The sequence below is a fragment of the Celeribacter arenosi genome (assembly GCF_039539485.1).
GTDB classification, from domain to species: Bacteria; Pseudomonadota; Alphaproteobacteria; order Rhodobacterales; family Rhodobacteraceae; genus Celeribacter; species Celeribacter arenosi.
Genome location: NZ_BAABDF010000007.1, coordinates 1,360,420 through 1,383,033, shown reverse-complemented (window position 1 = coordinate 1,383,033; position 22,614 = coordinate 1,360,420). Strand labels below are relative to the sequence as shown.

Annotated in this window: 22 protein-coding genes; 12 read left to right on the top strand and 10 right to left on the bottom strand. The window is 59.5% G+C overall.

Annotated elements, in window-relative coordinates:
• Positions 1–22: 22 nt before the first annotated feature.
• Positions 23–316, bottom strand: a complete 294-nt coding sequence (locus tag ABD815_RS14445) for a DUF6477 family protein (RefSeq protein ID WP_344848245.1) — start codon at positions 314–316, stop codon at positions 23–25.
• A 355-nt stretch (positions 317–671) separates the two neighbouring features.
• Between ABD815_RS14445 and ABD815_RS14440 the strand changes: the two genes are divergently transcribed.
• The 3 genes from ABD815_RS14440 to ABD815_RS14430 all read left to right on the top strand — a co-directional run bounded on the left by ABD815_RS14440 (position 672) and on the right by ABD815_RS14430 (position 4,062).
• Positions 672–1,811, top strand: coding sequence for a DUF6456 domain-containing protein (locus tag ABD815_RS14440; RefSeq protein ID WP_344848244.1), 1,140 nt, complete (start codon positions 672–674; stop codon positions 1,809–1,811).
• 194 nt (positions 1,812–2,005) lie between these two features.
• Positions 2,006–2,956, top strand: coding sequence for a lipoyl synthase (gene lipA / locus ABD815_RS14435; protein ID WP_344848242.1), 951 nt, complete (start codon positions 2,006–2,008; stop codon positions 2,954–2,956).
• Positions 2,953–4,062 (top strand): THUMP domain-containing class I SAM-dependent RNA methyltransferase, encoded by a 1,110-nt coding sequence (locus tag ABD815_RS14430; RefSeq protein WP_344848240.1) that lies wholly within the window; start codon positions 2,953–2,955, stop codon positions 4,060–4,062. The genes lipA and ABD815_RS14430 overlap by 4 nt, the downstream gene beginning before the upstream one ends.
• Before the next feature lie 3 nt (positions 4,063–4,065).
• Here ABD815_RS14430 and ABD815_RS14425 read toward each other — a convergent pair whose 3' ends face one another.
• From ABD815_RS14425 to ABD815_RS14415, 3 genes are all read right to left on the bottom strand, one after another.
• Positions 4,066–4,620, bottom strand: a complete 555-nt coding sequence (locus tag ABD815_RS14425; RefSeq protein ID WP_344848239.1) for a hypothetical protein — start codon at positions 4,618–4,620, stop codon at positions 4,066–4,068.
• A gap of 58 nt (positions 4,621–4,678) precedes the next feature.
• Positions 4,679–5,560: a c-type cytochrome gene (locus ABD815_RS14420; protein ID WP_344848237.1), complete on the bottom strand. Its 882-nt coding sequence runs from the start codon at positions 5,558–5,560 to the stop codon at positions 4,679–4,681.
• Between the two features lie 78 nt (positions 5,561–5,638).
• A complete protein-coding gene (locus tag ABD815_RS14415; protein ID WP_344848236.1) occupies positions 5,639–6,106 on the bottom strand; it encodes a c-type cytochrome in 468 nt (155 codons plus the stop codon).
• 107 nt (positions 6,107–6,213) lie between these two features.
• Here ABD815_RS14415 and ABD815_RS14410 point away from each other — a divergent pair, with 107 nt between their 5' ends.
• On the top strand, positions 6,214–7,095 hold the full coding sequence (locus tag ABD815_RS14410) for a LysR family transcriptional regulator (protein WP_344848234.1): 882 nt from the start codon (positions 6,214–6,216) through the stop codon (positions 7,093–7,095).
• Here the strand turns inward: ABD815_RS14410 and ABD815_RS14405 are convergent.
• A complete protein-coding gene (locus ABD815_RS14405; protein WP_344848232.1) occupies positions 7,085–7,273 on the bottom strand; it encodes a hypothetical protein in 189 nt (62 codons plus the stop codon). The genes ABD815_RS14410 and ABD815_RS14405 overlap by 11 nt on opposite strands.
• Positions 7,270–7,818: a hypoxanthine phosphoribosyltransferase gene (hpt, locus tag ABD815_RS14400; RefSeq protein WP_344848230.1), complete on the bottom strand. Its 549-nt coding sequence runs from the start codon at positions 7,816–7,818 to the stop codon at positions 7,270–7,272. The genes ABD815_RS14405 and hpt overlap by 4 nt, the downstream gene beginning before the upstream one ends.
• A 67-nt stretch (positions 7,819–7,885) precedes the next feature.
• On the opposite strand from hpt, the gene ABD815_RS14395 reads away from it, so the two are divergent.
• Complete coding sequence (locus tag ABD815_RS14395) at positions 7,886–8,329, top strand: type II toxin-antitoxin system RatA family toxin (protein WP_344848228.1); 444 nt, start codon at positions 7,886–7,888, stop codon at positions 8,327–8,329.
• 105 nt (positions 8,330–8,434) lie between these two features.
• Here ABD815_RS14395 and ABD815_RS14390 read toward each other — a convergent pair whose 3' ends face one another.
• From ABD815_RS14390 to ABD815_RS14375, 4 genes are all read right to left on the bottom strand, one after another.
• The gene (locus ABD815_RS14390) at positions 8,435–9,613 is read right to left on the bottom strand and encodes an ammonium transporter (protein ID WP_344848226.1); all 1,179 of its coding nucleotides are present in this window, start codon (positions 9,611–9,613) and stop codon (positions 8,435–8,437) included.
• A 184-nt stretch (positions 9,614–9,797) separates the two neighbouring features.
• Positions 9,798–10,265 (bottom strand): CinA family protein, encoded by a 468-nt coding sequence (locus ABD815_RS14385; RefSeq protein ID WP_344848224.1) that lies wholly within the window; start codon positions 10,263–10,265, stop codon positions 9,798–9,800.
• Positions 10,262–10,762, bottom strand: coding sequence for a phosphatidylglycerophosphatase A family protein (locus ABD815_RS14380; RefSeq protein ID WP_344848223.1), 501 nt, complete (start codon positions 10,760–10,762; stop codon positions 10,262–10,264). Before ABD815_RS14380 ends, ABD815_RS14385 begins: the two co-directional genes overlap by 4 nt.
• On the bottom strand, positions 10,759–11,898 hold the full coding sequence (locus ABD815_RS14375; RefSeq protein WP_344848221.1) for a bifunctional 2-C-methyl-D-erythritol 4-phosphate cytidylyltransferase/2-C-methyl-D-erythritol 2,4-cyclodiphosphate synthase: 1,140 nt from the start codon (positions 11,896–11,898) through the stop codon (positions 10,759–10,761). Before ABD815_RS14375 ends, ABD815_RS14380 begins: the two co-directional genes overlap by 4 nt.
• 168 nt (positions 11,899–12,066) lie before the next feature.
• On the opposite strand from ABD815_RS14375, the gene dusB reads away from it, so the two are divergent.
• The 7 genes from dusB (at position 12,067) to ABD815_RS14340 (ending at position 22,459) form a co-directional block, all read left to right on the top strand.
• Positions 12,067–13,044 carry a tRNA dihydrouridine synthase DusB gene (dusB, locus tag ABD815_RS14370; protein ID WP_425549863.1) on the top strand — a complete coding sequence of 326 codons (978 nt, stop codon included), beginning with the start codon at positions 12,067–12,069 and terminating at the stop codon, positions 13,042–13,044.
• A complete protein-coding gene (locus ABD815_RS14365) occupies positions 13,041–14,132 on the top strand; it encodes a two-component system sensor histidine kinase NtrB (RefSeq protein ID WP_344848219.1) in 1,092 nt (363 codons plus the stop codon). The genes dusB and ABD815_RS14365 overlap by 4 nt, the downstream gene beginning before the upstream one ends.
• Positions 14,133–14,202: 70 nt before the next feature.
• Positions 14,203–15,579: a response regulator gene (locus ABD815_RS14360; protein WP_344848217.1), complete on the top strand. Its 1,377-nt coding sequence runs from the start codon at positions 14,203–14,205 to the stop codon at positions 15,577–15,579.
• A gap of 231 nt (positions 15,580–15,810) precedes the next feature.
• Complete coding sequence (locus tag ABD815_RS14355; protein ID WP_344848215.1) at positions 15,811–17,994, top strand: sensor histidine kinase NtrY-like; 2,184 nt, start codon at positions 15,811–15,813, stop codon at positions 17,992–17,994.
• A gap of 19 nt (positions 17,995–18,013) precedes the next feature.
• A complete protein-coding gene (gene ntrX / locus ABD815_RS14350) occupies positions 18,014–19,417 on the top strand; it encodes a nitrogen assimilation response regulator NtrX (protein ID WP_344848213.1) in 1,404 nt (467 codons plus the stop codon).
• 112 nt (positions 19,418–19,529) lie between these two features.
• Positions 19,530–20,906 (top strand): Trk system potassium transporter TrkA, encoded by a 1,377-nt coding sequence (gene trkA, locus ABD815_RS14345; RefSeq protein ID WP_344848211.1) that lies wholly within the window; start codon positions 19,530–19,532, stop codon positions 20,904–20,906.
• 17 nt (positions 20,907–20,923) lie between these two features.
• On the top strand, positions 20,924–22,459 hold the full coding sequence (locus tag ABD815_RS14340; RefSeq protein WP_344848210.1) for a TrkH family potassium uptake protein: 1,536 nt from the start codon (positions 20,924–20,926) through the stop codon (positions 22,457–22,459).
• Positions 22,460–22,614 lie beyond the last annotated feature (155 nt).

Sequence of the window (22,614 nt, the reverse complement as noted above, 5' to 3'; positions counted from 1 at the left end):
TGGCCTGCTCTAAGGGTGTCTCTCAGGCTGCCTGAGGTATTTTGGTCAACAGACGGGCTTCGCCCATGAGTGCGATCAAAAGTTCAACATGTCGCGTCACATTATAAGAGGCGTCGCCTGTGCGGCGCACCGCGTCAATGCGCGCTTCTTCTTCGATAAGTGTCGTGACGGCGGTGCTCGGGTTCAACTGCGCGCGTGAACCGGTCAGGCGACGCAGGTCGCGGCTGCGGTTGTAATCGTTGACCCCAAAGCGAGCAGCGCGGATCAAAAGACGTGGGCGGCGAAGGCCGGCGAGCAGAGCGAAGATATCAGTCATTTTCTAGTCCTCTAGAGTGTCCCGTTGGTCATCGGCCGTGGGTGGAATCTGTGTGCGTAAATCCGGTGAGTCCCATGGCGTGATCGAAGCCTTGCACAACCTAAAGGTGTGTTGCGCATTGTTTCCGAAATGCGAACGGTAGTGTTTTTCAGTGTTTATCTTTTGGAAACACACTGTGCTCAGACGGGAAACAGTTAACCGACAAGTAAGACATGCAACCCAAAGTTGTTAACGATTCGGGATAAACGTGTGGACAAGGGCTTAATAACCTGTGGATGAAAAAAATCGCGAGAAAACGACCGGATCAATAGTTGAGCAAACGGAAACAATTGAAACGACAAAATCTGGGGAAGACATGTTTGAAACTGCAAAAAGCCAAGTGGGTCTTGGCGAAGATCTGCCCAACTGGGTGCCACAGGAAGCCAAGCGTTACATCGCACATACCGAAAGCGGCCAAACCATCCGCGCCCTCGCCCGAAAGAGCGGCTGTGCGCCTTCAACGGTCATGCGACAGGTTCGCCGGATCGAACAGAAGCGCGACGATCCATTGATTGATGAGGCCCTGTCGGTCCTCAGCCGCGTCGCGATCGGGACACCCGCGGCGGTAGGAGACGAAGCCCGAAAGGAAACACTGCCAATGACTGACGATAGCCTTTTTCTTGCGCATGAACCCCTTGACGATGTGACCGTCGAACGCGAAGCCCGCCGGATCTTGCGCCGCCTGAGCGAGCCTGGTGCCTGTCTTGCCGTTGCGCAGGATATGGAAAAGGCCGTTGTGGTTCGCGATTTGCCCGATGGGCGCACAACTCGCACGGCGGTGCTGGATCGCCCTGTGGCACAGGCAATGGCGCTAAAAGAATGGATTAGCGCGAAAGCCAAAGGAAAAATCACACGATATACGATCACTGCGGCGGGTCGGGCGGCGCTTAAACGGTTTTTGGCAGCGGATGAAACCACACAGGGCGGTTTTGCAGAGGCACCGGCGCGGTTTTACGACGCGGAATCCGAGGTCGTCTCCCGCGTAGAGCCGGTTGGCGGCGATGAGGGCGCAAGGCGGCTGCGGTATAATGCAGCCGAAAGCCCCGTTCAGGTTTTGTCGCGCCGCCGTGACAAGGACGGGACGATGTTTCTCTCGCCTGAACTCGTGGCTGCTGCAGAGCGCCTGCGCGAGGATTTTGAGCTGGCCCAGATGGGGCCGCGCGTTACGCAGAACTGGGAACGCTTCCTGACCGGCACCGCGCGCGGCACGTTTTCCGGTGACGCAAAAGGGTTCGGTCCAGAGGCCGCGCAGGCCCGTGTGGCCTCCGCGCTTGACGATCTTGGGCCGGGATTGGCCGATGTTGCTCTGCGCTGCTGCTGTTACCTCGAAGGAATGGAGCAGGCCGAGCAACGCATGGGCTGGTCGGCGCGGTCCGGCAAAATCGTTCTGCGGATCGCTTTGCAGCGTCTCAAACGCCACTACGACGATGCAGGATACTCCAATTTGATAGGATAACCGTCTGGCGCGACGGTTTGGCGAGGTCTCCCGCTCGCTTCTGGATGGCCCCTGATCTACGTGATCGGGGGCCTTTCCTTATGGAGCTCTGCACCGGGATCAGGGCGGATATGCACAGGCTATTGCAGTGTTTTTTCGAGACATCCGCTTCTGCGGGGCTTATATGCTGGAACAAAGGAAGAGGAAGCCCCCGCATGCGCGATCTCAAGATCCCCGACCAGCGCCACCCTGAAAAGGCGCATCGTCCCGATAACGCCCAGCCCAAAAAGCCGGACTGGATCCGGGTGAAAGCACCGACGTCGGATGGGTACCGAAAAACCCATGCCATTATGCGCGAGCATAAACTGGTGACTGTTTGCGAAGAGGCGGGGTGTCCGAACGCGGGCGAATGTTGGAGCCAGGGCCACGCCACCATGATGATCATGGGCGATATTTGTACGCGCGGCTGCACATTTTGTAACGTCGCGACGGGGCGTCCGGATGTGCTCGATGTCTTCGAGCCGGGGCGAGTCGCGGATGCGGTAGCCAAACTGGGCCTGAAACACGTGGTCATTACATCGGTTGATCGCGATGATTTGGAAGATGGCGGGGCAGAGCATTTTGCCATGACCATTCGCGCCATCCGCAAGCGCAGCCCCGAAACCACTATTGAAATTCTCACACCGGACTTTTTGAAGTGCGACGATAGCGTGCTCGAAACCGTGGTCGCAGCGCGCCCCGATGTGTTTAACCACAATCTCGAAACCGTGCCGGGCCTTTATCCCACGGTGCGTCCGGGCGCGCGGTATTTCCATTCCCTGCGCCTGTTGCAGCGGGTCAAGGAAATCGATCCGTCGATGTTCACCAAGTCGGGCCTCATGGTCGGCCTCGGCGAAGATCGCCAGTCCGTGCATCAGGTCATGGACGACATGCGCGCCGCCGATATCGATTTTCTGACCATCGGGCAATATTTGCAGCCAACGTCCAAACACCATCGCGTGGATCGTTTTGTGACTCCCGATGAATTCAAGGCCTATGAGAAAACCGCCTATGGCAAAGGGTTCCTCATGGTGTCGGCCACGCCTCTGACGCGGTCCTCTTATCACGCCGGCGACGATTTCGCGCGGCTTCGCGAAGCCCGTTTAAAGAAACTCGGCCGCGCGTGAGCGACCCGGTTTTCGAGATTTTTGCTGCCTGTCCGCCCGGACTGGAAGATGTGCTTTGTGCCGAAGTGGCGCAGGCAGGTTTTTCGTCGCCGGTTGCGACCGGTGGGGGGGTCAATTTTCAGGGCGGGTGGCCCGATGTCTGGCGTGCGAACCTTACCCTGCGGGGCCCGACGCGGATTCTGGTGCGTCTGGGCGAATTTCTCGCCTTTCACCTCGCACAACTCGATAAACGGTCGCGGCAGTTTCCATGGGGCAATTGGTTAAGCGCCGAGAATCCTGTGCGGGTTGAGGTTGTGACCAACCGGAAATCCAAAATCTACCACGCGGGCGCTGCGCAGGAACGCATCGAGCGGGCGATTTCCGAAGAGCTCGGTGCCGAGATTTCCTCTGACGCAGAGACGGTCGTGAAAGTTCGCATCGACGACAATAATGTCATTGTCTCACTCGATACTTCCGGCGTGCCTTTGCACAAACGCGGGTTCAAAGAGGCGGTCGGCAAGGCGCCGATGCGCGAAACCATGGCTGCACTTTTGCTGCGCGCCTGCGGGTATAACGGTCAGGAGCCGGTGCTCGATCCGATGTGCGGGTCTGGCACTTTCCCGATTGAAGCTGCCGAAATGGCGCGGGGGCTATTGCCGGGTCGCGCGCGCACATTCACCTTTGAGCGGCTGGTTGGATTTGACGCGCAGGCCTTTGAATTAATGAAAAAAGTCGAGGTCACCGAGACACCATACAGGTTCTTCGGGTCCGACCGGAATGTGAACGTTATTGGCATGGCAACACAGAATGCCGAGCGCGCGGGCGTTGGGGATATCTGTAGCTTTGCACCGGTTCCGGTGTCCGGCATTGAACGCCCCGACGGGCCTCCCGGCCTTGTCATCGTCAACCCGCCATATGGCGCGCGCGTGGGCAAGAAAAAGGACCTCTTCGCGCTCTATGGTGCCTTTGGTGACAAAATGCGCGATGCATTCGCGGGCTGGCGGGTCGGTATGGTGACATCGGACGAAAGCCTCGCTCAGGCCACGCGCCTGCCTTGGCTGCCCAAAAGCGCCCCGATAGCGCATGGCGGCCTCAAGGTTCGGCTGTGGCAGACCGCCGCGCTTTAGACTTTAGTGGCCCATCCCCATCATCCGTTCGTGCACGGCCATCATGCCACGCAACGCCATATCGCTGACTTCTGCGGCGTGGCTTTGCAGAGTTGCAACGATTTCAACGTCCTGTGAGGTCTGGGTGACGGTGACGCCGGTATCGGTATATTCGATCTGCGTCACGATCAGTTCAGGCTTTTCGAACAATAGGTCGAGCGTCGGGCTCTGAATCGGGACATGCGGGTCGAATTTGTCCTCTACACGATAGATCATCGACGCCACATGATTGACGAGCGCATCGCGAAGCACTTCGGTATCTGCATTGGTCACCGTGCGAATGCCATCGGGCAGGTTTTCCACCGTGCGGGTGAGGCCGGCGTGGTTGATGAACAATTCCTGCATGTCAAGAATTTCATCCGCGGTGGTATTTTCTCCTACGAGGCCTGGCATGAAAACCTCGTCATGGATCGATGCGCCGGTTTCATCCGTCGCGTGTCCGTGCATCCCGTGCATTTGGGCGAGCGCTGCGGATGCGGGCAGGGCGAGGCAGATGGTTAGGGTCAGAATGCGGATCATTGGGCCTCGCAGGAGTTGGAATTCAATTCTGCGAATATGACAGGAGGCGCGCCGTTTGTCACTCCACCGGCGGAACACGTTTTAGATAGGCGGCGACCGCATCCCGATCTTCTGGGCTGAGTTTCGCGAAGTTGTCCACGACATGCGCCATATGCCCGCCAACACTGTCGAAATCGGGAGTGAAACCGCTTTCGAGGTAATAGGCGATGTCCTGCGCTGACCAATCGAGGGCATGTGGCGTGATATTGGGAATGCGCCCTTGTCCGGCGGGATCGGGCGCACCGGCGAGCCAGCGGGATTTGATAACCCCGCCGAGCGCATTGCGCGGCGTGTGACATTCCGCGCAGTGGCCGAGGGCCTCGGTCAAATAGCGCCCAGCATGCTCTTGCTCGGTCAGGTTCGGGTCCGCGACCACCCAGTCATCGCGCAGGAATAGCATTTTCCAGCCGCCCAATGTGCGCCGGATGTTGAAGGGGAAGCCGACATCATGGGGCACATCCGCTTTGTCGGAGGCGGGCAGGGTCATCAGGTAAGAGTGGAGATGGACCACGTCGGCGGGGTCCATTCTTGCATAGGACGCATAGGGAAAGGCGGGGTAGTAATGTTTGCCCTCCGGCGAGGTGCCATGCATCATCGCACTCGCGAGATCAAGCGCGCTCCATCCCGCAATGCCCTGATTTGAGGGGGAAATATTCGGGGCATGGAAGGTGCCGAAGGGTGAGGCAAATTCCATTCCGCCCTCTAGGGCGGTGGCTTTTCCATCCTCGCCAGCATGGCACGATGCGCATCCTGCGGCGGTGTAGACGTATTCACCGCGCGCCAGATCGGGGACAACACCGGCCAACTCTTCGGGGTCAGCGTGGCGTGGAATTGTCACGATCCAGAAAACCGCAAGGCCACAAATGGCACCGAGTAAGAGAAGCAGGAGAATACGACGCATGGTGGCTCCGACGGTCCGGGATATTCCCAAACCTAGTGCGGCCCGCGCGCGAGGCCAAGCCCCCGCGCGCTAGGGCGTTTAGTCGGCTTGGCGGTAGGCCTTGTGACAGGCCGAGCAGGCACCGCCCACAGGACCCATGCCGGCCTGAAGGCTCGCGAGGTCGGTCCCTGCAGAAGCCGCGAGGGCAGCCGTTGCATCGCGCAAGTTGCCTGCATGTACCATCGCGTTTGAGTCCGCGCTCCACATTGCGGGGAGAGCACGTGATCCTTCAACCTCGCCAGCGGCCGATCCCGGTAGCCAGAAGTCGCGGGTGTCGAGTGCGGCAAGCGTCGCGAGGTTCGTGGCCGCGCGCGTTGCGGCCTCGGCGTCATATTCCACCGCGCCCTTCGCCATCGCCCCGAGCGCTCCCAGATTAAAGGCATAGAGTTGCATATGCGCTTGGCGTGCCTTGACGGCACCCTCTGCTGCATCTTGGGCCGTCGCGGTCAAAGTCGTGGCAGCGAGAAGTGCTACAGCGGTGAGTTTCAGTCCAAATCGCATGTTCATGGTTGTCCTCATTAATGACTATCAGGTCAAAGTGATTTCCCTCAATGCAGGGTATCTGTGCCTGTGCTAAGATAAAGTCGGTATTTTCGCAGAGAGTTCATTAAATCATGCACAGACCAAATTGGGACGATTATCGCTTTGTCTTGTCCGTCGCGCGTACAGGCTCGGTTTCGGGCGCGGCGCGTGAGTTGGGCGTGAATCACGCAACTGTATTGCGCCGGGTCGCGGGAATCGAACAAAGGTTGGGTGTCCAACTCTTCGATAAATCCGTGCGCGGCTATGAAATCTCCGCAGACAAACTGCGCATAATCGAAGCCGCCCGCGAGGTTGAGGCGGCGGTGGGCGCGGTTGAACGGCTGGCCCGCGTGGGCGAGGCGCCTTTGGCGGGTGTGATCCGCCTCACATCGACGGACACGTTTTGCCACGTCGTTCTGCCCCCGATTGTTGCCAAACTGGCCTCGCAGGAACGCGGTTTGTCCTTTGAGCTGCTTTCGACGAATGCCCATCTCGATCTGGCGCGGCTCCATGCGGATGTGACCATTCGACCGACATTCAAACTGCCCGAAGACCTGCATGGCGAAATGGCCGCGTATCTCGGCGTTGGCTATTACACCCGCGCTGATGCGCCCGAAGACCACTGGATCGGGACCGCAGGCTCGATCGCGCGCAGCCATATCACCCAAAAACTCCATGACGTCCTCGATAGTATGAACGTCAAAATCACGGCGGCGGCGGATAGTTTTCTCACGCTGCGCACCTTGGCGGAGGCCGGTATGGGGCGCACGCTGTTGCCTTGTGTCTTGGGTGATGCATCTCCCACTCTGGTGCGCTTTGAGGGGCCGGTTGAAATTGCGCCTGTTCCCGTGTTCGTGGCCTCTCATATCGACCTCGCGGATGCACCGCGCATGCGTCAGGCACGCCACCGGATCGCACGCGCACTGGCCGCAGAGGCTGACAGTTTGCTGGGGCGCTCGGCCGTTACGGCTTGATCGAGAACCGTGAAGGCTCGCGTTCCATTTGCATCCACGCGGGCACGCCGACAAAGCGTTCAATCGCGAAGAGCAGCAGACAAAATGCGATCACCCCGAACACCAACTTTACCCGTTTGGACGAGGGGGGATGTTGCGCCCATCGTTTGGCGCGCATGAGCCACCGCAATTCGTTCACGACACATTGTCCTCGAACACCACGGTCCCGATGTAGGGCAGGTTTCGATTGGCCTGAGCGTAGTCGATGCCATAGCCCACGACAAAAGCGTCGGGAATTTCAAAGCCGGTCCATGTGGCCGTAAACGGAACCTCGCGGCGCGTTTGTTTGTTGAGCAGCGCGATGGTTTCCAGCCTATGCGGTTTGCGCGCGTTCAGATGGGCCATGGTTGCGGCCATGGTATGTCCGGTGTCCACGATATCCTCGACAACCAAGACGTCTCGCCCTTCGATGGTGCCACGCAGGTCTTTGAGAATGCGCACCTCACGCGAACTTTCCGTGTTGTCGCCATAGGACGAAATTTCGAGGAAATCGACCTCGACGTTCATGTCCAAATCGCGCACCAGATCGGCAATAAAGACAAAGGAGCCGCGCAAAAGCCCGATCACCACGAGATTATCGGTTTGCGCGAAGGACTGTCGGATCTCGTGGGCGAGTGTCTCGATCCGCGCGGCGATCGCCTTTGCCGAGATCATTTCTTCGATGTGATATGGCCGCTGCGTCATGCTAACCCCTTGCATTTTGCGCGTTCGGCCTAGAGATAGCAGGAACCGTTCACAAACACCAAAGCCCATGCCGACGCATCACGAAAAAAAGAAGCTCCCCTATAGCGCCCAGCAGATGTACGACCTCGTTGCGGATGTCGAAAGCTATCCACAGTTCCTGCCATGGAACGCGGCCGCCCGCATTCGCAGCCGCGAAGACATGGGTGATCACGAGCTGATGATGGCGGATTTGGTGATTTCCTTCAAAGTCTTCCGCGAGACATTCGGATCCTGTGTGCGCCTCTATCCTGACGAGCGGCACATCAAGACCGAATACCTCGACGGGCCGTTCCGCTACATGAAGAGCTGGTGGAAATTCCACGACGATCCGGGTGGATGCGAGATCGAGTTTTTTGTGGATTTCGAGTTCAAGAACGCGATTTTGCAATCGGTAATCGGCGTGGTTTTCAACGAGGCCATGCAGCGGATTGTGCGCGCGTTCGAACGACGGGCGGCGGATCTTTACCGATAGAGTGGATACGCGTGATGCCCGATGGCGCGCGTGCGACAAAGGGGACGACACATGAAAACGGCGCACCCTAGGGCGCGCCGTTTTGGTTTTTGGGTAGGGGCTAAATCACGAGTTGTGATCGTAAGCCGTTTCGCCATGTTGGGCGAGATCGAGACCCGTGTGTTCGGTTTCCGTATCCACGCGCAGCGGCACAATGGCCTTCACCAGCAGGGCGATGAGATAAGTCACAACCACTGTGAATACCCCGACGATCACAAGTGCGCCGAGCTGCGCGGCCCAAGCACCCGCACCGAAGGCGGCGATCATGATCGTGCCAAAGATGCCGCCAACGCCGTGCACCGCAAAGACATCCAGCGTGTCGTCAATTCTGACCTTATTGCGGATAAAGCCCACGGCTTCCTGACACAGAACGCCTGCAACGGCCCCGATGACGAGCGCTTCAACCGGCCCGACAAAGCCGGACGCAGGTGTGATCGAGGCCAGACCTGCAATGGTGCCGGTTACCATGCCAACCATGGACGCTTTGCCGTATTTCACGCGCTCCCAGATCGCCCAAGTGATCGATGCGGTCGCGGCAGAGAGGTGGGTAACTGTGATGGCCATCGCGGCGCCACCATCGGCGGCCAGTTGTGAACCGCCGTTAAAGCCGAACCAGCCGACCCAGAGCATGGATGCGCCGATCATGACGTAGCCGGGGTTGTGTGGGGGTTTGTTGTCGACCTTGCGACGGCCCAGCATTACGGCGAGCACGAGGGCCGCGAGGCCCGCGGTTTCGTGCACCACAATGCCGCCTGCGAAATCGCGCGTGCCGACCTCGCCAAAAATCCCGCCATCAGCCAAGAACCCGCCGCCCCAGATCCAATGGACGACAGGGGCGTAGCACAGCAGCATCCAAAGACTGGAGAACAGCATGACGAATGCGAAGTTGATGCGTTCGACATAGGCGCCCACGATCAGGGCCGGTGTGATGATCGCAAAGGTCATCTGGAAGGCAAAGAACAGGACTTCTGGTAGCGTTCCGGACACGGTGTCCGCTGTGATGCCCATGAGGAAGGCTTTGCCCAGACCGCCCCAAATCGCGTTGCCATCACCAAAGGCAATGGAATAGCCGACCACGAACCACAGCACGCTCATCACCGCAGCGATCGAATAGACGTGCATGAAGACCGACAGCACGTTTCGCGCGCGGACCAGGCCGCCATAAAACAGCGCCAAACCCGGCAGTGACATGAAGAGAACCAGCGCCGTTGCGACGATGATCCATGCGGTATCCGCTCCTACCATAACTTCCTCCAGAGACATTTTTTGTGCGTTTCGGCGCGTAAAGCGTCTTTGGAGCGATAAATAAAGCCGCATGGGGGCGAGCAAACCGTTTAAAAAGGTAGCGGTTTGGGAAACGCACACAATGTGGGCGAGAATCGCGGTAGGTGGTTAAAATTTAGCCTAGTTGTGTTTTTGGCGCCGATGGCTAGGCGAGCGCCGCGAGCAACATCGCGAGCGCATGGTCCACGGTCGCCTGTCTGACCTGACTGCGTCCCAATGGACCGAAATCGACCGTCTCGGTTTTTGTCGCCATGCCTGACTGCGCGAGGCCAAAACACACGCGGCCCTCGGGTTTGAATTCGGAGCCGCCGGGCCCCGCGATGCCGGTCACCGAAACCGTCAGGGCAGCGTTGGAGCGTGCGAGCGCGCCATCCGCCATTTCGCGCGCGATCTCTTCGCTCACGGCGCCGTGGTTTTGCAATGTGTCGTGCGAGACGCCGAGCATCTCGACCTTGGCCGCGTTTGAATAGGTGATGAAGCCGCGATCAACCACGTCTGATGAGCCCGCCACATCCGTGAGGGCGCCGGCAATGAGGCCACCTGTGCAGCTTTCTGCGGTGGCGATCATCACGCCAGCAGCACGCGCTGCACTCAGAACGGCCTCGGCGCTCATTGCATCATCAGGCCATGGGTGAGGCCGGCCAAGACCAAAGTCACAGCGGCTGCGGCGATGCCTGCGAGAACATCGTCCAACATCACGCCCATCGCGTCGCCGCGTTTATCCGCCTTGCCGATCCAGAGCGGTTTCCAGATGTCAAAGAGGCGAAACAGCACGAAACCGGCGATCCATCCCGGCCACAGAACGGAACTGTCCACGCCCATGATTGTCGCGCCGACCGAGACGGGCAGAAGGGCGATCCATTGGCCGACCAATTCGTCGATGACGATTTCCGCATGGTCGGGATCTTCGTCGCCGCGTGTCCATTCCTGAATCGACCACAGGCCCACAACAAAGGCGACCACAATCCCCGCACATACCAATAGCGTTCCGCCGGTTTGATGGAGCGCCCAGAGGAGCGGGACAGATGCCGCCGATCCCCAAGTGCCGGGTGCGGGTTTCAAATAGCCCACGCGCGCGAGTGTCGCGATTGCTTCCGCCAGTTCTTTCATCCGTCCTGTCCTCCGACCAACGCGGCAGTCGCCAGCGCTGCAATTCCTTCTTCGCGGCCCGTAAAGCCCAGCTTTTCCGATGTCGTCGCTTTGACAGAAACGTCAGCGACGTCCACCCCCATAATATCGGCGAGCGCTTGGCGCATTGCCGCTGCGTGTGGCCCGATTTTGGGTTGTTCGCACACCAGGGTCACGTCGCAATTTGCGAGGCTGTAGCCATTGTCTCGCGCCAATTCGATGGCATGGCGCAGAAAGATATGGCTTTGCGCGCCTTTCCATTGCGGATCCGAGGGCGGGAAGTGTTGACCGATGTCGCCCATGGCCAGCGCGCCATAGATGGCATCGCTCAGGGCATGCATGCCAACATCGGCGTCGGAATGCCCCTGAAGCGTGCGCCCAAAGGGGATTTTGACCCCACAAAGCCAAAGGTGATCGCCGGGTCCAAATCGGTGAACATCGTACCCGTTGCCAATCCTAATTTTCATGGCGTCCTTTCCCCTCTGCAGATGCGCAGTTGCGCGCGTAAAGTCATCTGCATGTGTAATCTTGAAATTCTCTTCGGCGCCCTTGGTGATTGCCACCTCGATGCCTGCAGCGCGTGCAACCTCGACATCATCGGCGGCCTCACCGTCGAAGGCGGCATGGGCGGCCGTAATCGCGGGCAGGGCAAAACCCTGTGGCGTCTGGGCGCGAAACAAACCGTCCCGTTTCGCTGTGCCACTCACGTGACCGTCGGAAGTGGTCCAGAGCGCATCCGTCACCGCGAGGCCGGGTGCGGCCCCGTCATGGGATTCGAGCGCGTGGATCACATCGTCGATGACGTGGGGCGGGCAAAGTGCGCGCGCCGCATCATGGATCAGGACATGTGTGATATCCGGGGCGAGCGCGTCGAGTCCGGCTCTGACCGATGCGCTACGTGTGCTGCATCCATGGACGAGCACAACATCATCGAGGTCGCAGCAGAACTCCGCGTCATCGGGATGATGCACGACGACGATCTGACAGGCCTTGTCGCGAAAGGCGGCGATGGCGTGGTCAATCACCCTTTTGGTGCCAAGGGGACGCCATTGTTTGGGCAATCCTTCCCCTGCGCGGGTTCCGCGTCCTGCGGCGACGATGAGGGCTGCGACTTTCATGACGCATCCGATAGACTCTGAAGCGCGCCCTGGCAACGGGGGCGTGGCCTCCAAAGTAGCGCCTAATTTATGGGCATTGCGCATTTTGCGCCCCTTTTTTGCGCCGAACCCTTTGCAGCTACCGCTCTAGGCCGCTAGGCATGGCCTATATGCACAAGGATTAATCGCTTGCCCGTTCAACTGGCAGATACCTTTTTGGACCCACCTGTCTTTCTCGCACCGATGGCCGGAATCACCGATTTGCCGTTTCGCAATCTGGTGTCGTCTTTTGGCGCGGGCCTGGTGGTGAGCGAAATGGTGGCGAGCCATGACATGTTGAACGCGCGCCCCGGGAGCCGCGAGAAGGCAGAGCTCGGGTTCGGTGTCGAAAACACCGCCGTTCAATTGGCGGGCCGCGAAGCGGGGCCGATGGGCGAAGCGGCGAAAATGGCCGAAGGCAATGGCGCGCGGATTATCGACATCAATATGGGTTGTCCGGCGAAAAAGGTTGTGTCGGGCTACTCCGGTTCTGCGCTGATGCGCGATCTCGACCATGCGCTGACCCTCATCGATGCGGTTGTGGGGGCCGTTGATCTGCCTGTGACGCTGAAAACCCGATTGGGCTGGGACGACAATCTGATGAATGCACCCGAGTTGGCGCGCCGCGCACAGGACGCGGGCATTCAAATGATTACCATTCATGGTCGTACGCGGTGCCAGTTCTACAAAGGCCGCGCCGACTGGGCCGCCATTCGCGCGGTGAAGGATGCGGTCGATATTCCGGTGATCGCCAATGGAGACATTGTTAGCGCGCAGGCCGCGCGTGAGGCCCTGACGGCCTCGGGCGCCGATGGCGTGATGATCGGTCGCGGGGCGCAGGGGCGGCCATGGATTTTGTCCCAAATCGCCGCGAACCTCGTCGGCGCACCCGTGCCTCAGGCGCCTTCCACGGCAGAGTTCGCCGCGATGGTCGGGGCGCATTATGAGGCGGGCCTATCGTTTTACGGCGTCGATCTCGGCGCGCGCGTGATGCGAAAACATCTAGGCTGGTACATGGATGTCGCCGATACCCCCGCAGAGTTGCGCCGTGTCGTTCTCACCGAACGCACACCTGCCGGCGTTCTGGACCGTCTAACCGAGGCCCTGTCGGGAAAGGTCGCCGCATGAGTGACAGCACTCTCTTTGATGCCCTTTGGCCATCCCTGCCGATCCCGTCGCTCATTATCGGGCCTGACGATCGGATCGACTCAATCAACCCCTCCGCGGAGACATTCCTCAACGCGTCGTCGAAATCCCTCGCGGGTGTGCCGGTTTTCGACAAACTCGCCATCGACGCTCCGCTGGAAGAAGCCTTTGCTCGGGTCCGTCGTGATTTATCCGCGATGTTTATCAACAACGTCGACGTATCGGGCGGCAACGCGCCGCCGGTTCAGTGCAACATCCAGATTGGCCCGATTCAGGGGCATGACGGATGGCTGGTGCTGATGATGGAAGCGCGCGAAATCGCCGACCGTCTGGGCCGCGCGCAGCAGGTTAAATCATCGGCACGCTCTGCGATCGGGATGGCGGAAATGCTCGCCCATGAGATCAAGAACCCTTTGGCGGGCATCACCGGCGCGGCGCAGTTGCTGTCGATGAACCTCTCGCCCGAGGACCTCGAGCTGACCGATCTGATCGTTGTCGAAAGCCGGCGCATCGTGGCGCTTCTCGAACAGGTCGAACAATTCGGCAACCTGCGTCCACCTGCGAAGCGGGCGATCAATATTCACGATCTTCTGGACCGCGCACGCAAATCGGCCGAGCTTTCCTATGCCGCGTCCATGCAGTTTATAGAGGAATTCGATCCCTCGCTGCCTGCGACCTATGTGGACGGTGACCAGATTTTGCAGGTGTTTTTGAACCTGTTGAAAAACGCGTCCGAGGCCGCCGTCGGGGGCAGGGGGACGATCCGCATTCGCACATTCTATGACCTGAAACTGCGCCTGCGCCGCAGGGATGGCACGGGCGCGCCGCTGCCGCTACAGGTCGAGATTATCGACGACGGACCGGGTTTGCCGACAGAAATTGCCGGGGACGTGTTCGAGCCCTTTGTGTCGGGGCGTGAAAACGGCACCGGTCTTGGACTGGCGCTCGTGTCAAAAATTATTTCGGATCACGAAGGTTGGATTTCCGTGGATTCCGTGCCCGGACGCACGGTGTTTCGCATCTCGCTACCCGTGGTGCCCAAGGAATTGCGTGTTTTGGATGACGGTTGAACCGTCACGTAACTGTTTAAATTGTCAGGCATGGCAAATGCCTAACGGCCGATGATGAAGGAGAAAAATGATGGATGGGACGATTTTGGTCGCGGACGACGACCGCACGATCCGCACGGTTCTCACGCAGGCGCTCACGCGCGCCGGTTGTAAGGTTCATGCGACCTCGTCGCTGGTGACGTTGATGCGCTGGGTTGCTGAAGGTAAGGGTGATCTGGTGATTTCCGACGTGATGATGCCGGATGGAAACGGGCTCGAGACCCTGCCCAAGATTGCCGAACAGCGCCCCGGTCTGCCAGTCATCGTGATCTCTGCGCAAAACACCATTATGACCGCGATTCAGGCGGCAGAGGCGGAAGCCTTCGACTACCTTCCCAAACCCTTCGATTTGCCCGATCTGATGAAACGCGCGGCCAAAGCCCTCGAGGTGAAACGCCGCGCAAATCCGGCCCCTTCGACTGCGAAGGTGCCGTCCGATCTCGGGCAGGACGAATTGCCGATGGTCGGGCGCACGCCTGCGATGCAGAACCTCTATCGTCTCGTCGCGCGCGTCATGAATACCGATCTTCCGGTTCTGATCACGGGCGAAAGCGGGACGGGAAAGAGCCTGATTGCGCGCGCAATCCATGATTTCTCCGATCGACGGTCTTTGCCCTTTGTGGTCGTGTCGGCCTCGGATCTGGCGACCATGGAGGGGCCTGCGACGGTCATTTCCAAGGCGCGCAACGGGTCGATCCTGTTTGACGAGGTCGGTGACCTTGATGAAGACGCCCAAGCGCGCATCGTGCGCATGCTCGACAGTTTTACCGACAATGCCCCGCGGATTATGGCCACGTCGCAGGCCAATCTGAGCGCCAAGATGGAAAATGGCGCCTTTCGCCAAGACCTCTTTTACCGTCTCGGCGGTGTAACGGTCGCTGTGCCGTCCCTGCGTGAGCGGGTAGACGACATTCCGCTGCTGGCCGAGTTCTTTTTGGGCAAGGCCGCGCGCGAAGGAGCCTCCCAGCGTCGCTTTACCAGTGAGGCGCTCGATCTGGTGCGCGCCTATAGTTGGCCCGGCAACGTGCGTCAGTTGGAAAACACCATCCGCCGTTTGATCGTCACCTCCGCCGAAGAGGAAATGACGCGCGCCGAGGTCGAGGCGGTTCTGGGCAACCAACCCGCGATCGAGCCTCTGAAAGGCGGCGGGGACGGGGAAAAGCTGTCGGCCTCTGTCGCCAAGCATTTGCGCCGATACTTTGATCTGCACGGCGGGGTTTTGCCGCCTCCGGGACTCTATCAGCGGATTTTGCGCGAAGTTGAGCAGCCTTTGATCGAAATCGCGCTCGATGCGGTGGGCGGTAATCAGGCAAAATGTGCCGATCTGCTTGGCATCAACCGCAATACCTTGCGTAAAAAGATCAATGACCTCGATATTCAGGTGACACGGCGTCGTAAGCTGATGTAAAAAGGCCACATCGCGTGGTCTAAACATCGCAGTGACAGCCAAAGCACGGCTCTGCGACCTTTCTGCCACGACGGTGCCGGTGCCTGAAATAAGCGCCGCGCGGGGAAAAGGGGGCCGGTCAACGGCCTCGCTTCGGGAGGTCTGGACGGGGTGAAGCGACCGGTCGGCAGAGAAAGCTGGAACAGGCTCTTGCGTCTTCGACGCCAGCGCCGGTTGCAGAATGCTGCGACCATGGCGGTGTTCATTCTCGGGCCCATTCTCGCGATCGCGACGTTTCTGGTGCTTGGCCCCTTCGACCATGGCCTCGTCTCGCGCGCCTTGCGGTGGATTCTCCTTCTCGACCTTGTCTATGTCCTCGTTGTTGCCGGTCTGATCGCGCAGCGCATTGCCCGCATCATCGCAGAGCGGCGCGCGCATTCTGCAGGCTCGCGGTTGCACCTGCGCCTGACGGGCGTCTTTGTGCTCTTGGCGCTCATTCCGACCGTGACGGTGGCTGTGTTTGCCGTCGTGACACTGAATTTCGGCCTTGAGGGGTGGTTTTCGGATCGGGTCCGCAATGTGGTTGGCTCGTCATTGGCCGCGGCTAATGCCTATGAGACCGAACACAGTGATGGCCTCGCCGAGGACACCCGCGCGCTGGCCAGTTTCATCACCGAGCGGCGTCGCACCATGACGGTGTTGCCGGACGGCGCATTGCGTCAGGTGCTCAACCAGGGGCAGGTGCAAATTCAGCGCGGATTGCGTGAAGCCTATGTAATCGACCGCGCCGGTGAAATTCGTGCCCGTGGTGAACGCTCCTATCTGTTCGATTACGAACGCCCGAGTGACGCCGAACTGGCGCGGGCTGAAACCGGCGAGTTGGTTCTGATCGATGACTGGGACCACAATGAAAGCCGCGCCTTGCAGCGCCTTGCGGGTTTTGCCGACCGGTACCTTTATGTGACGCGCGATGTGGATGGTGAAATCCTGAACCTGCTTGATGAGACGCAGGATTCGATCACACTCTACAATCAGCTCGAGAGCGAGCGGGGGCGGTTGTTGTTCGAATTCGCTCTCATCTATCTCGGCTTCGCGCTTCTTCTGATCCTCGCGGCGACCTTCCTCGGGCTTTGGTTTGCCGAGCGCCTTGCGCGGCCTGTGGGCCGGTTGGCGGGTGCCGCGCAGCGTGTTGGTGAAGGGGATCTCGACGTTCGGGTGATCGAAGAAGAGGGCGATGATGAAATCGCGACTTTGGGGCGTGTTTTCAACCAGATGACGGGGCAACTTAAAGTTCAGCGCGAAACCCTTTTGGAACGTTCGGAGCAAATTGACCGCCGCCGCCGCCTGTTTGACAACGTGCTCTCGTCCGTGACCGCAGGTGTGATCGCGCTGGACCCGCAGGGGCGTGTGACGCTCACCAATGCGTCGGCGCGTGCGTTGCTGTCCTTGGGCGACGAAGATGTTTCGGACCAATATCTGTCGGTGGTGGCGCCCGAAATCGGCCCCTTGTTCGAGGCCTTGCGCGGACAGACCCGCGATGTGGCGCAGGAAGAAATTCGTCTGATCCGTTCTGGCGCGCAGGAAAGCCTGCTCGTGCGGATTGCGACGCGGCGTGAACTGGACGGAAAGATTGAAGGCTATGTGGTCGCATTCGATGACGTCACCGATCTGGTCAGCGCGCAACGGATGGCCGCATGGGGAGATGTCGCGCGTCGGATCGCCCATGAGATCAAGAACCCGCTAACGCCGATCCAATTGTCGGCCGAACGTATCCTGCGCAAGTTCGGCAAAGGGATGAGCGAAGAGAGCCGCGCCGACCTCGAACAATACACGTCCGTGATTGTCCGCCAGACGGGCGATTTGCGGCGCATTGTTGATGAGTTCTCCAAATTCGCGCGGATGCCGTCGCCCGAGCGGCGTGAACATGACCTCGTCGATCTGGTGCGGGGCGCGGTTCTATTGCAGCAGAATGCACAGGCCGATGTCGATGTTCTGGCGGAGATTGAACCCGCGACTGCATGGGCGGAGGTCGATGCGACGATGATTGGTCAGGCGCTGACCAATATTATCAAGAATGCGGCGGAAGCGATTGAAAATCTTTATGAAAATGGTGAAGTTCCGGAAGGCTATGTGCCCCGCGTGCGTGTGCGGCTTACGCTAGAGGGTGAGGAAGCGGTCATAAAGGTGACTGATAACGGCATTGGCCTGCCGCAGGATCGTTCGCGCCTGTTCGAGCCCTATGTAACGACGCGCGAAAACGGCACCGGTCTCGGTCTGCCGATTGTGAAGAAGATTATCGAAGAACACGGCGGCAGTCTCACGCTCACCGATGGCGAGCCTTTGGATGCGACCGGCCGGATTGGTGCCTGTGCGACCATTCGTTTGGAATTGGCGCACGCGCAGAATGATGAACAAAAACAAAAGATAGCAGTGTGATGAAAGAAGAGGGTTGGATATGACGGATGTGCTAATTGTCGACGATGAACGCGATATCCGTGAGTTGATCGGGGATATCTTGCGTGACGAAGGGTTCGATACCCGTTTGGCCGCGTCTTCCGACGAATGCATGGCACAGATCGACGCCGCGGTGCCGGCGCTGATGATCCTGGATATCTGGCTGAAAGACAGCGACATGGACGGGATCGACATCCTCAAACATGTCAAACGTGAACACCCTCAGGTGCCGATCATCATTATCTCTGGTCACGGTAATATCGAGATTGCGGTCGCGGCGATCAAACAGGGCGCTTACGATTTTATCGAAAAGCCTTTCAACATCGATCAATTGATGGTCGTGATCGGGCGCGCGATGGAAACCTCGCGGCTGCGGCGAGAGAATGCGACGCTGAAACGGGCCGGAGGCGGCGCGGTTGAAATGATCGGGGTTTCCAATGCATTCAAACAGTTGAAGGCCAACCTTGATAAGGTGACAAAATCCAACGGTCGGGTGATGCTCACCGGTCCAGCGGGTGTCGGTAAAGAAGTCGCGGCGCGCTTTATCCACACGCATTCGGACCGCCGCGATGCGCCCTTCGTGACGGTGTCTTCGGCGACGATTGAACCCGACCGGATGGAGGATGTGCTGTTTGGGCGAGAGACTGCGGAGCGGGGTATCGAAAAAGGTCTGCTCGAAGAGGCCAATGGCGGCGTGATCTATTTTGACGAAGTTGCCGATATGCCCTCGGGCACCCAATCCAAAATCCTGCGCGTGTTGGTGGATCAGGAGTTTTCGCGCGTCGGGGGCAGCACAAAGGTCTCTGTCGATCTGCGCGTGATTTCGTCGACCAGTCGCGATTTGCTCGAAGAGATCGAGGCGGGCCGGTTCCGTGAAGAACTCTATCATCGTCTCAACGTGGTGCCGGTTGAGGTGCCAGCCCTCGAAAAACGGCGCGAGGACATTCCAGAGCTTGCACGCCATTTCATTTCCGCGCTGAACCGAACACAGGGTTTGCCACTTCGCACCCTGTCAGAGGATGCAGCCGCCATGTTGCAGACCATGCCGTGGCCCGGAAATGTCCGCCAGCTTAAGAACGTGATCGAGCGTGTGCTGATCCTCGGGGATGGCGCGGGCGATATCGAGGTCGCTGAATTGCCGGTGCAAGCGCACAACGACGAAGAAAGCGGCGGGGCAGTTCTGTCGCCCGCGATTGCAACGCTGCCGCTGCGCGAGGCGCGCGAAGTGTTCGAGCGCGAATATCTTCTCACCCAGATCAACCGGTTTGGCGGCAATATTTCCCGCACGGCGACCTTCGTGGGGATGGAGCGTTCAGCGCTGCATCGCAAACTCAAATCGCTTGGCGTTGTGACGGGCAATAAATCGGGTGGGCGGATCGCCTACGTGTCCGAAGACGCGGAGTAGGGCGCATCATGGTCGCGGGGCGGGATCGAAAATCGGGTCGCGAAAAGCGGGACGCGTTGACGGTTGCGTCCGTTAATGCCATGCCAAGGCGAAACAGGTCAGGGATGATGCAATGAAAGTCATCATTTGCGGCGCGGGTCAGGTCGGCTGGCAGATTGCGCGGCAGCTTTCGGGCGAGAAAAACGATGTCACGGTCGTTGATAACAACCCCGCGCTTGTGCGACGGGCGACTGATACATTGGATGTGCAGGGGATCGAGGGGTTTGCTTCCTATCCTGATGTGCTGGAAAAAGCGGGCGCGCGCGATGCCGATATGGTGATTGCGGCGACCCATTCCGACGAGGTCAATATGGTGACCTGTCAGGTGGCCCATTCGGTCTTCAACGTGCCGCGCAAGATCGCTCGTCTGCGTGCGCAGAGTTATCTCACGGCGATCTATTCCGACCTCTACCGGCGCGATCACATGCCGATCGACGTGGTCATCAGCCCCGAACGCGAGGTGGCCGAGGCCGCTTTGCGCCGTTTGGCGGCCCCTGCGGCGTTCGACACGCAGGCCTTTTTGGCGGGCCGTGTGCAACTGTTGGGCATCCATCTGGGTGACTCTTGTCCGGTTCTGAACACGGCGCTACGCGAGCTGTCGGAGTTGTTTTCTACCCTGCGCGTCACGGTGGTGGGCATTCGTCGCGATGGCCGCCTCTATGCGCCAGAGCCGGAGGACCAACTATTTGCCGGTGACGAAGTCTACTGCTTTGTCCATTCCGATGACATCACCCGCACGCTCGAGGTTTTCGGCAAATCCCAGGCCAAGTTGAACCGCGTTGTGATTTTGGGCGGTGGCAACGTTGGTTTGGGCGTTGCGATGGCGCTTGAGGCGCGCACGGATCGTGTGCGCGCGAAGGTCATCGAAAAAGATCGCCGCGTGGCAGAGCGGGCCGCGGATGCTCTGGAGCGGACCATCGTGTTGAACGGTGATGCGCTGGACCGCGAGTTGTTGTCGGAGGCAGGCATTGCACGGGCAGATGCGGTTCTCTGTGTCACCGACGACGACAAGGTGAACATGCTGTCTGCTGTGCGCGCGAAACAGGCGGGCTGCGCGATGTCTATCTGTCTGGTCAACGATCCGTCGCTGGTGCCGATCCTGTCGGCCCTCGATATCGATGCCCATATCAACCCTCGGGCCACGACCGTGTCCTCGATTTTGCGCCACGTGCGCCACGGCCGCGTGCGCAACGTCTATTCCGTTGGCGATGGCGAGGCTGAGGTGATCGAGGCACAGGTTCTTTCGACCTCGCCGATTTCCGGCAAACGAATTCGCGACATCGATTTTCCCGAAGGTGTTTTGGTTGGCGCGCTTCTCAAAGGCGACAAATATATACGCCCGTCGGGTGAAACGCGCATCGATGAGGGCGACGTGATCACGATCTTCTCGCTGGCCGCTGATGTTCCCGAGGTCGAGCGTCTGTTGCAAGTGTCGATCGACTTTTTCTAATGAACCGTTTCGCGAGCATGTCCTTTTTCGTCCAGCTTATGCTGGTCGGATGTGCGTCGATGATGGCACCTGCTGCCTACGGGCTGGTGGTTCAGGATTTTGCCTCTGCGCGGTCGTTTTTCTACACCGGGGTGCTCTTTGCCACGGTGGCGCTTTTCATCGCGCTTGCGCGCTATCGCCCCGAAAAGGAAGTTCCCGACGCATTGCGGGCCCGTGACACGGACCGCGAGGGGCGCAATCTCCTTTTGACCCTGCTTGCCACCTATTTCCTCGGACCTTTGCTTTTGGCCGTGCCGATCGCGGAGGCCGGTGCGGGCGTGCCGTATATGGACGCCTATTTCGAAATGATCTCCGCGCTCACAACGACGGGGGCCACGCTGTTTTCGGGCCCCGACGAGGCACTGCCGCGCACAATTGAATTCTGGCGCGCGATTGTCGGCTGGCTCGGCGGTCTGTTCGCCTGGGTGACGGCGGTGGCGGTGCTTGCGCCGATGAACCTCGGCGGGTTCGAAGTTATCTCTGCCCGTCAGGCAGGACAGGGGCAATCGGGCATTTCCCAGATTACCCGCATCGCGGCGGGTCCTGAACGCATCGCCCGTTTCGCAGCGCGTCTTTTCCCGATCTATTTCGCTTTGACGCTGGCGTTGTGGTTTGCGCTCGCCATGATCGGGGCGACACCCTTTGTGGCGCTGTGCCATGCGATGTCGGTTATGGCGACCTCTGGCATTTCGCCGGTCGGGGGGCTTTCGGGGTCCGGTGCGGGATTTGGCGGCGAAGTTGTCGTCTTCGCTTTTCTGATCCTCGCCTTGTCGCGCAAAACATTTACCGCCGACACACCGCGCCCTGACGCGGCCCCTCTCTACCGCGACCCGGAAATGCGGATCGCCTTGGCGGTGCTGACATTCGTGCCGGTATTCCTGTTCATGCGCCATTGGGTGGGGGTGATCGAAGTCTCCGGCGAGTTCGGGTTTCTGCGCGCGCTGCAGGCCTATTGGGGCGGGCTCTTCATGGTTATGTCCTTCCTGACGACCGCCGGTTTTGAAAGCGCATTCTGGGAGCAATCACGTTTCTGGTCCGGCCTGCAGGCGCCGGGTGTGTTGCTCATGGGGTTGACCATTTTCGGCGGCGGCGTGGCGACAACGGCGGGCGGGGTGAAGCTGCTGCGCCTTTACGCATTGGTGCGTCATGGCGAGCGCGAGATCGAAAAGCTGATTTCACCCTCGTCCGTGGGCGGCGCGGGCGCGGCGGCGCGGCGCATCCGGCGCGAAGGGGCCTATGTGGCGTGGGTCTATTTTATGGTTTTCGCCTTCACGATTGCTGCCGTGATGATCCTGATGTCGCTCTTCGGGCATGATTTCGAGGCAGCGACCGTGTTTACCCTTTCGGCTCTTACAACCACCGGACCACTGGTTGACGTAGCGGGAGAGAACCCGCTGTCCTACGCCGATCTGGGGCATCCGGAGCGGTTGATCCTCGGCGCGACGATGGTTTTGGGGCGGCTCGAATTGCTCGCGATTATCGCGCTGATCAACCCCGAATTCTGGCGCAGATGATATGCCAATTTGACGCAAATTTGCCCGCCTTTCCGACCAAGTGGCTGAAACGAAGGCCCTAATCTTGACATTCGCGGGAAACTTGGGCGAGGTGGGGCAAAGTGCTGTCGCCCGAGGGACAGTTCGCATCAAAAGCGCAAGAAAAGGCAAGGATA

Excerpts from the sequence above, each read along its gene's own strand:
- ABD815_RS14445 (WP_344848245.1), bottom strand. The coding sequence starts at position 316 with ATGACTGATATCTTCGCTCTGCTCGCCGGCCTTCGCCGCCCACGTCTT.
- ABD815_RS14440 (WP_344848244.1), top strand. The coding sequence starts at position 672 with ATGTTTGAAACTGCAAAAAGCCAAGTGGGTCTTGGCGAAGATCTGCCC.
- lipA (WP_344848242.1), top strand. The coding sequence starts at position 2,006 with ATGCGCGATCTCAAGATCCCCGACCAGCGCCACCCTGAAAAGGCGCAT.
- ABD815_RS14425 (WP_344848239.1), bottom strand. The coding sequence starts at position 4,620 with ATGATCCGCATTCTGACCCTAACCATCTGCCTCGCCCTGCCCGCATCC.
- ABD815_RS14420 (WP_344848237.1), bottom strand. The coding sequence starts at position 5,560 with ATGCGTCGTATTCTCCTGCTTCTCTTACTCGGTGCCATTTGTGGCCTT.
- ABD815_RS14415 (WP_344848236.1), bottom strand. The coding sequence starts at position 6,106 with ATGAACATGCGATTTGGACTGAAACTCACCGCTGTAGCACTTCTCGCT.
- ABD815_RS14410 (WP_344848234.1), top strand. The coding sequence starts at position 6,214 with ATGCACAGACCAAATTGGGACGATTATCGCTTTGTCTTGTCCGTCGCG.
- hpt (WP_344848230.1), bottom strand. The coding sequence starts at position 7,818 with ATGACGCAGCGGCCATATCACATCGAAGAAATGATCTCGGCAAAGGCG.
- ABD815_RS14395 (WP_344848228.1), top strand. The coding sequence starts at position 7,886 with ATGCCGACGCATCACGAAAAAAAGAAGCTCCCCTATAGCGCCCAGCAG.
- ABD815_RS14390 (WP_344848226.1), bottom strand. The coding sequence starts at position 9,613 with ATGGTAGGAGCGGATACCGCATGGATCATCGTCGCAACGGCGCTGGTT.
- ABD815_RS14385 (WP_344848224.1), bottom strand. The coding sequence starts at position 10,265 with ATGAGCGCCGAGGCCGTTCTGAGTGCAGCGCGTGCTGCTGGCGTGATG.
- ABD815_RS14380 (WP_344848223.1), bottom strand. The coding sequence starts at position 10,762 with ATGAAAGAACTGGCGGAAGCAATCGCGACACTCGCGCGCGTGGGCTAT.
- ABD815_RS14375 (WP_344848221.1), bottom strand. The coding sequence starts at position 11,898 with ATGAAAGTCGCAGCCCTCATCGTCGCCGCAGGACGCGGAACCCGCGCA.
- ABD815_RS14365 (WP_344848219.1), top strand. The coding sequence starts at position 13,041 with ATGAGTGACAGCACTCTCTTTGATGCCCTTTGGCCATCCCTGCCGATC.
- ABD815_RS14360 (WP_344848217.1), top strand. The coding sequence starts at position 14,203 with ATGGATGGGACGATTTTGGTCGCGGACGACGACCGCACGATCCGCACG.
- ABD815_RS14355 (WP_344848215.1), top strand. The coding sequence starts at position 15,811 with ATGGCGGTGTTCATTCTCGGGCCCATTCTCGCGATCGCGACGTTTCTG.
- ntrX (WP_344848213.1), top strand. The coding sequence starts at position 18,014 with ATGACGGATGTGCTAATTGTCGACGATGAACGCGATATCCGTGAGTTG.
- trkA (WP_344848211.1), top strand. The coding sequence starts at position 19,530 with ATGAAAGTCATCATTTGCGGCGCGGGTCAGGTCGGCTGGCAGATTGCG.
- ABD815_RS14340 (WP_344848210.1), top strand. The coding sequence starts at position 20,924 with ATGTCCTTTTTCGTCCAGCTTATGCTGGTCGGATGTGCGTCGATGATG.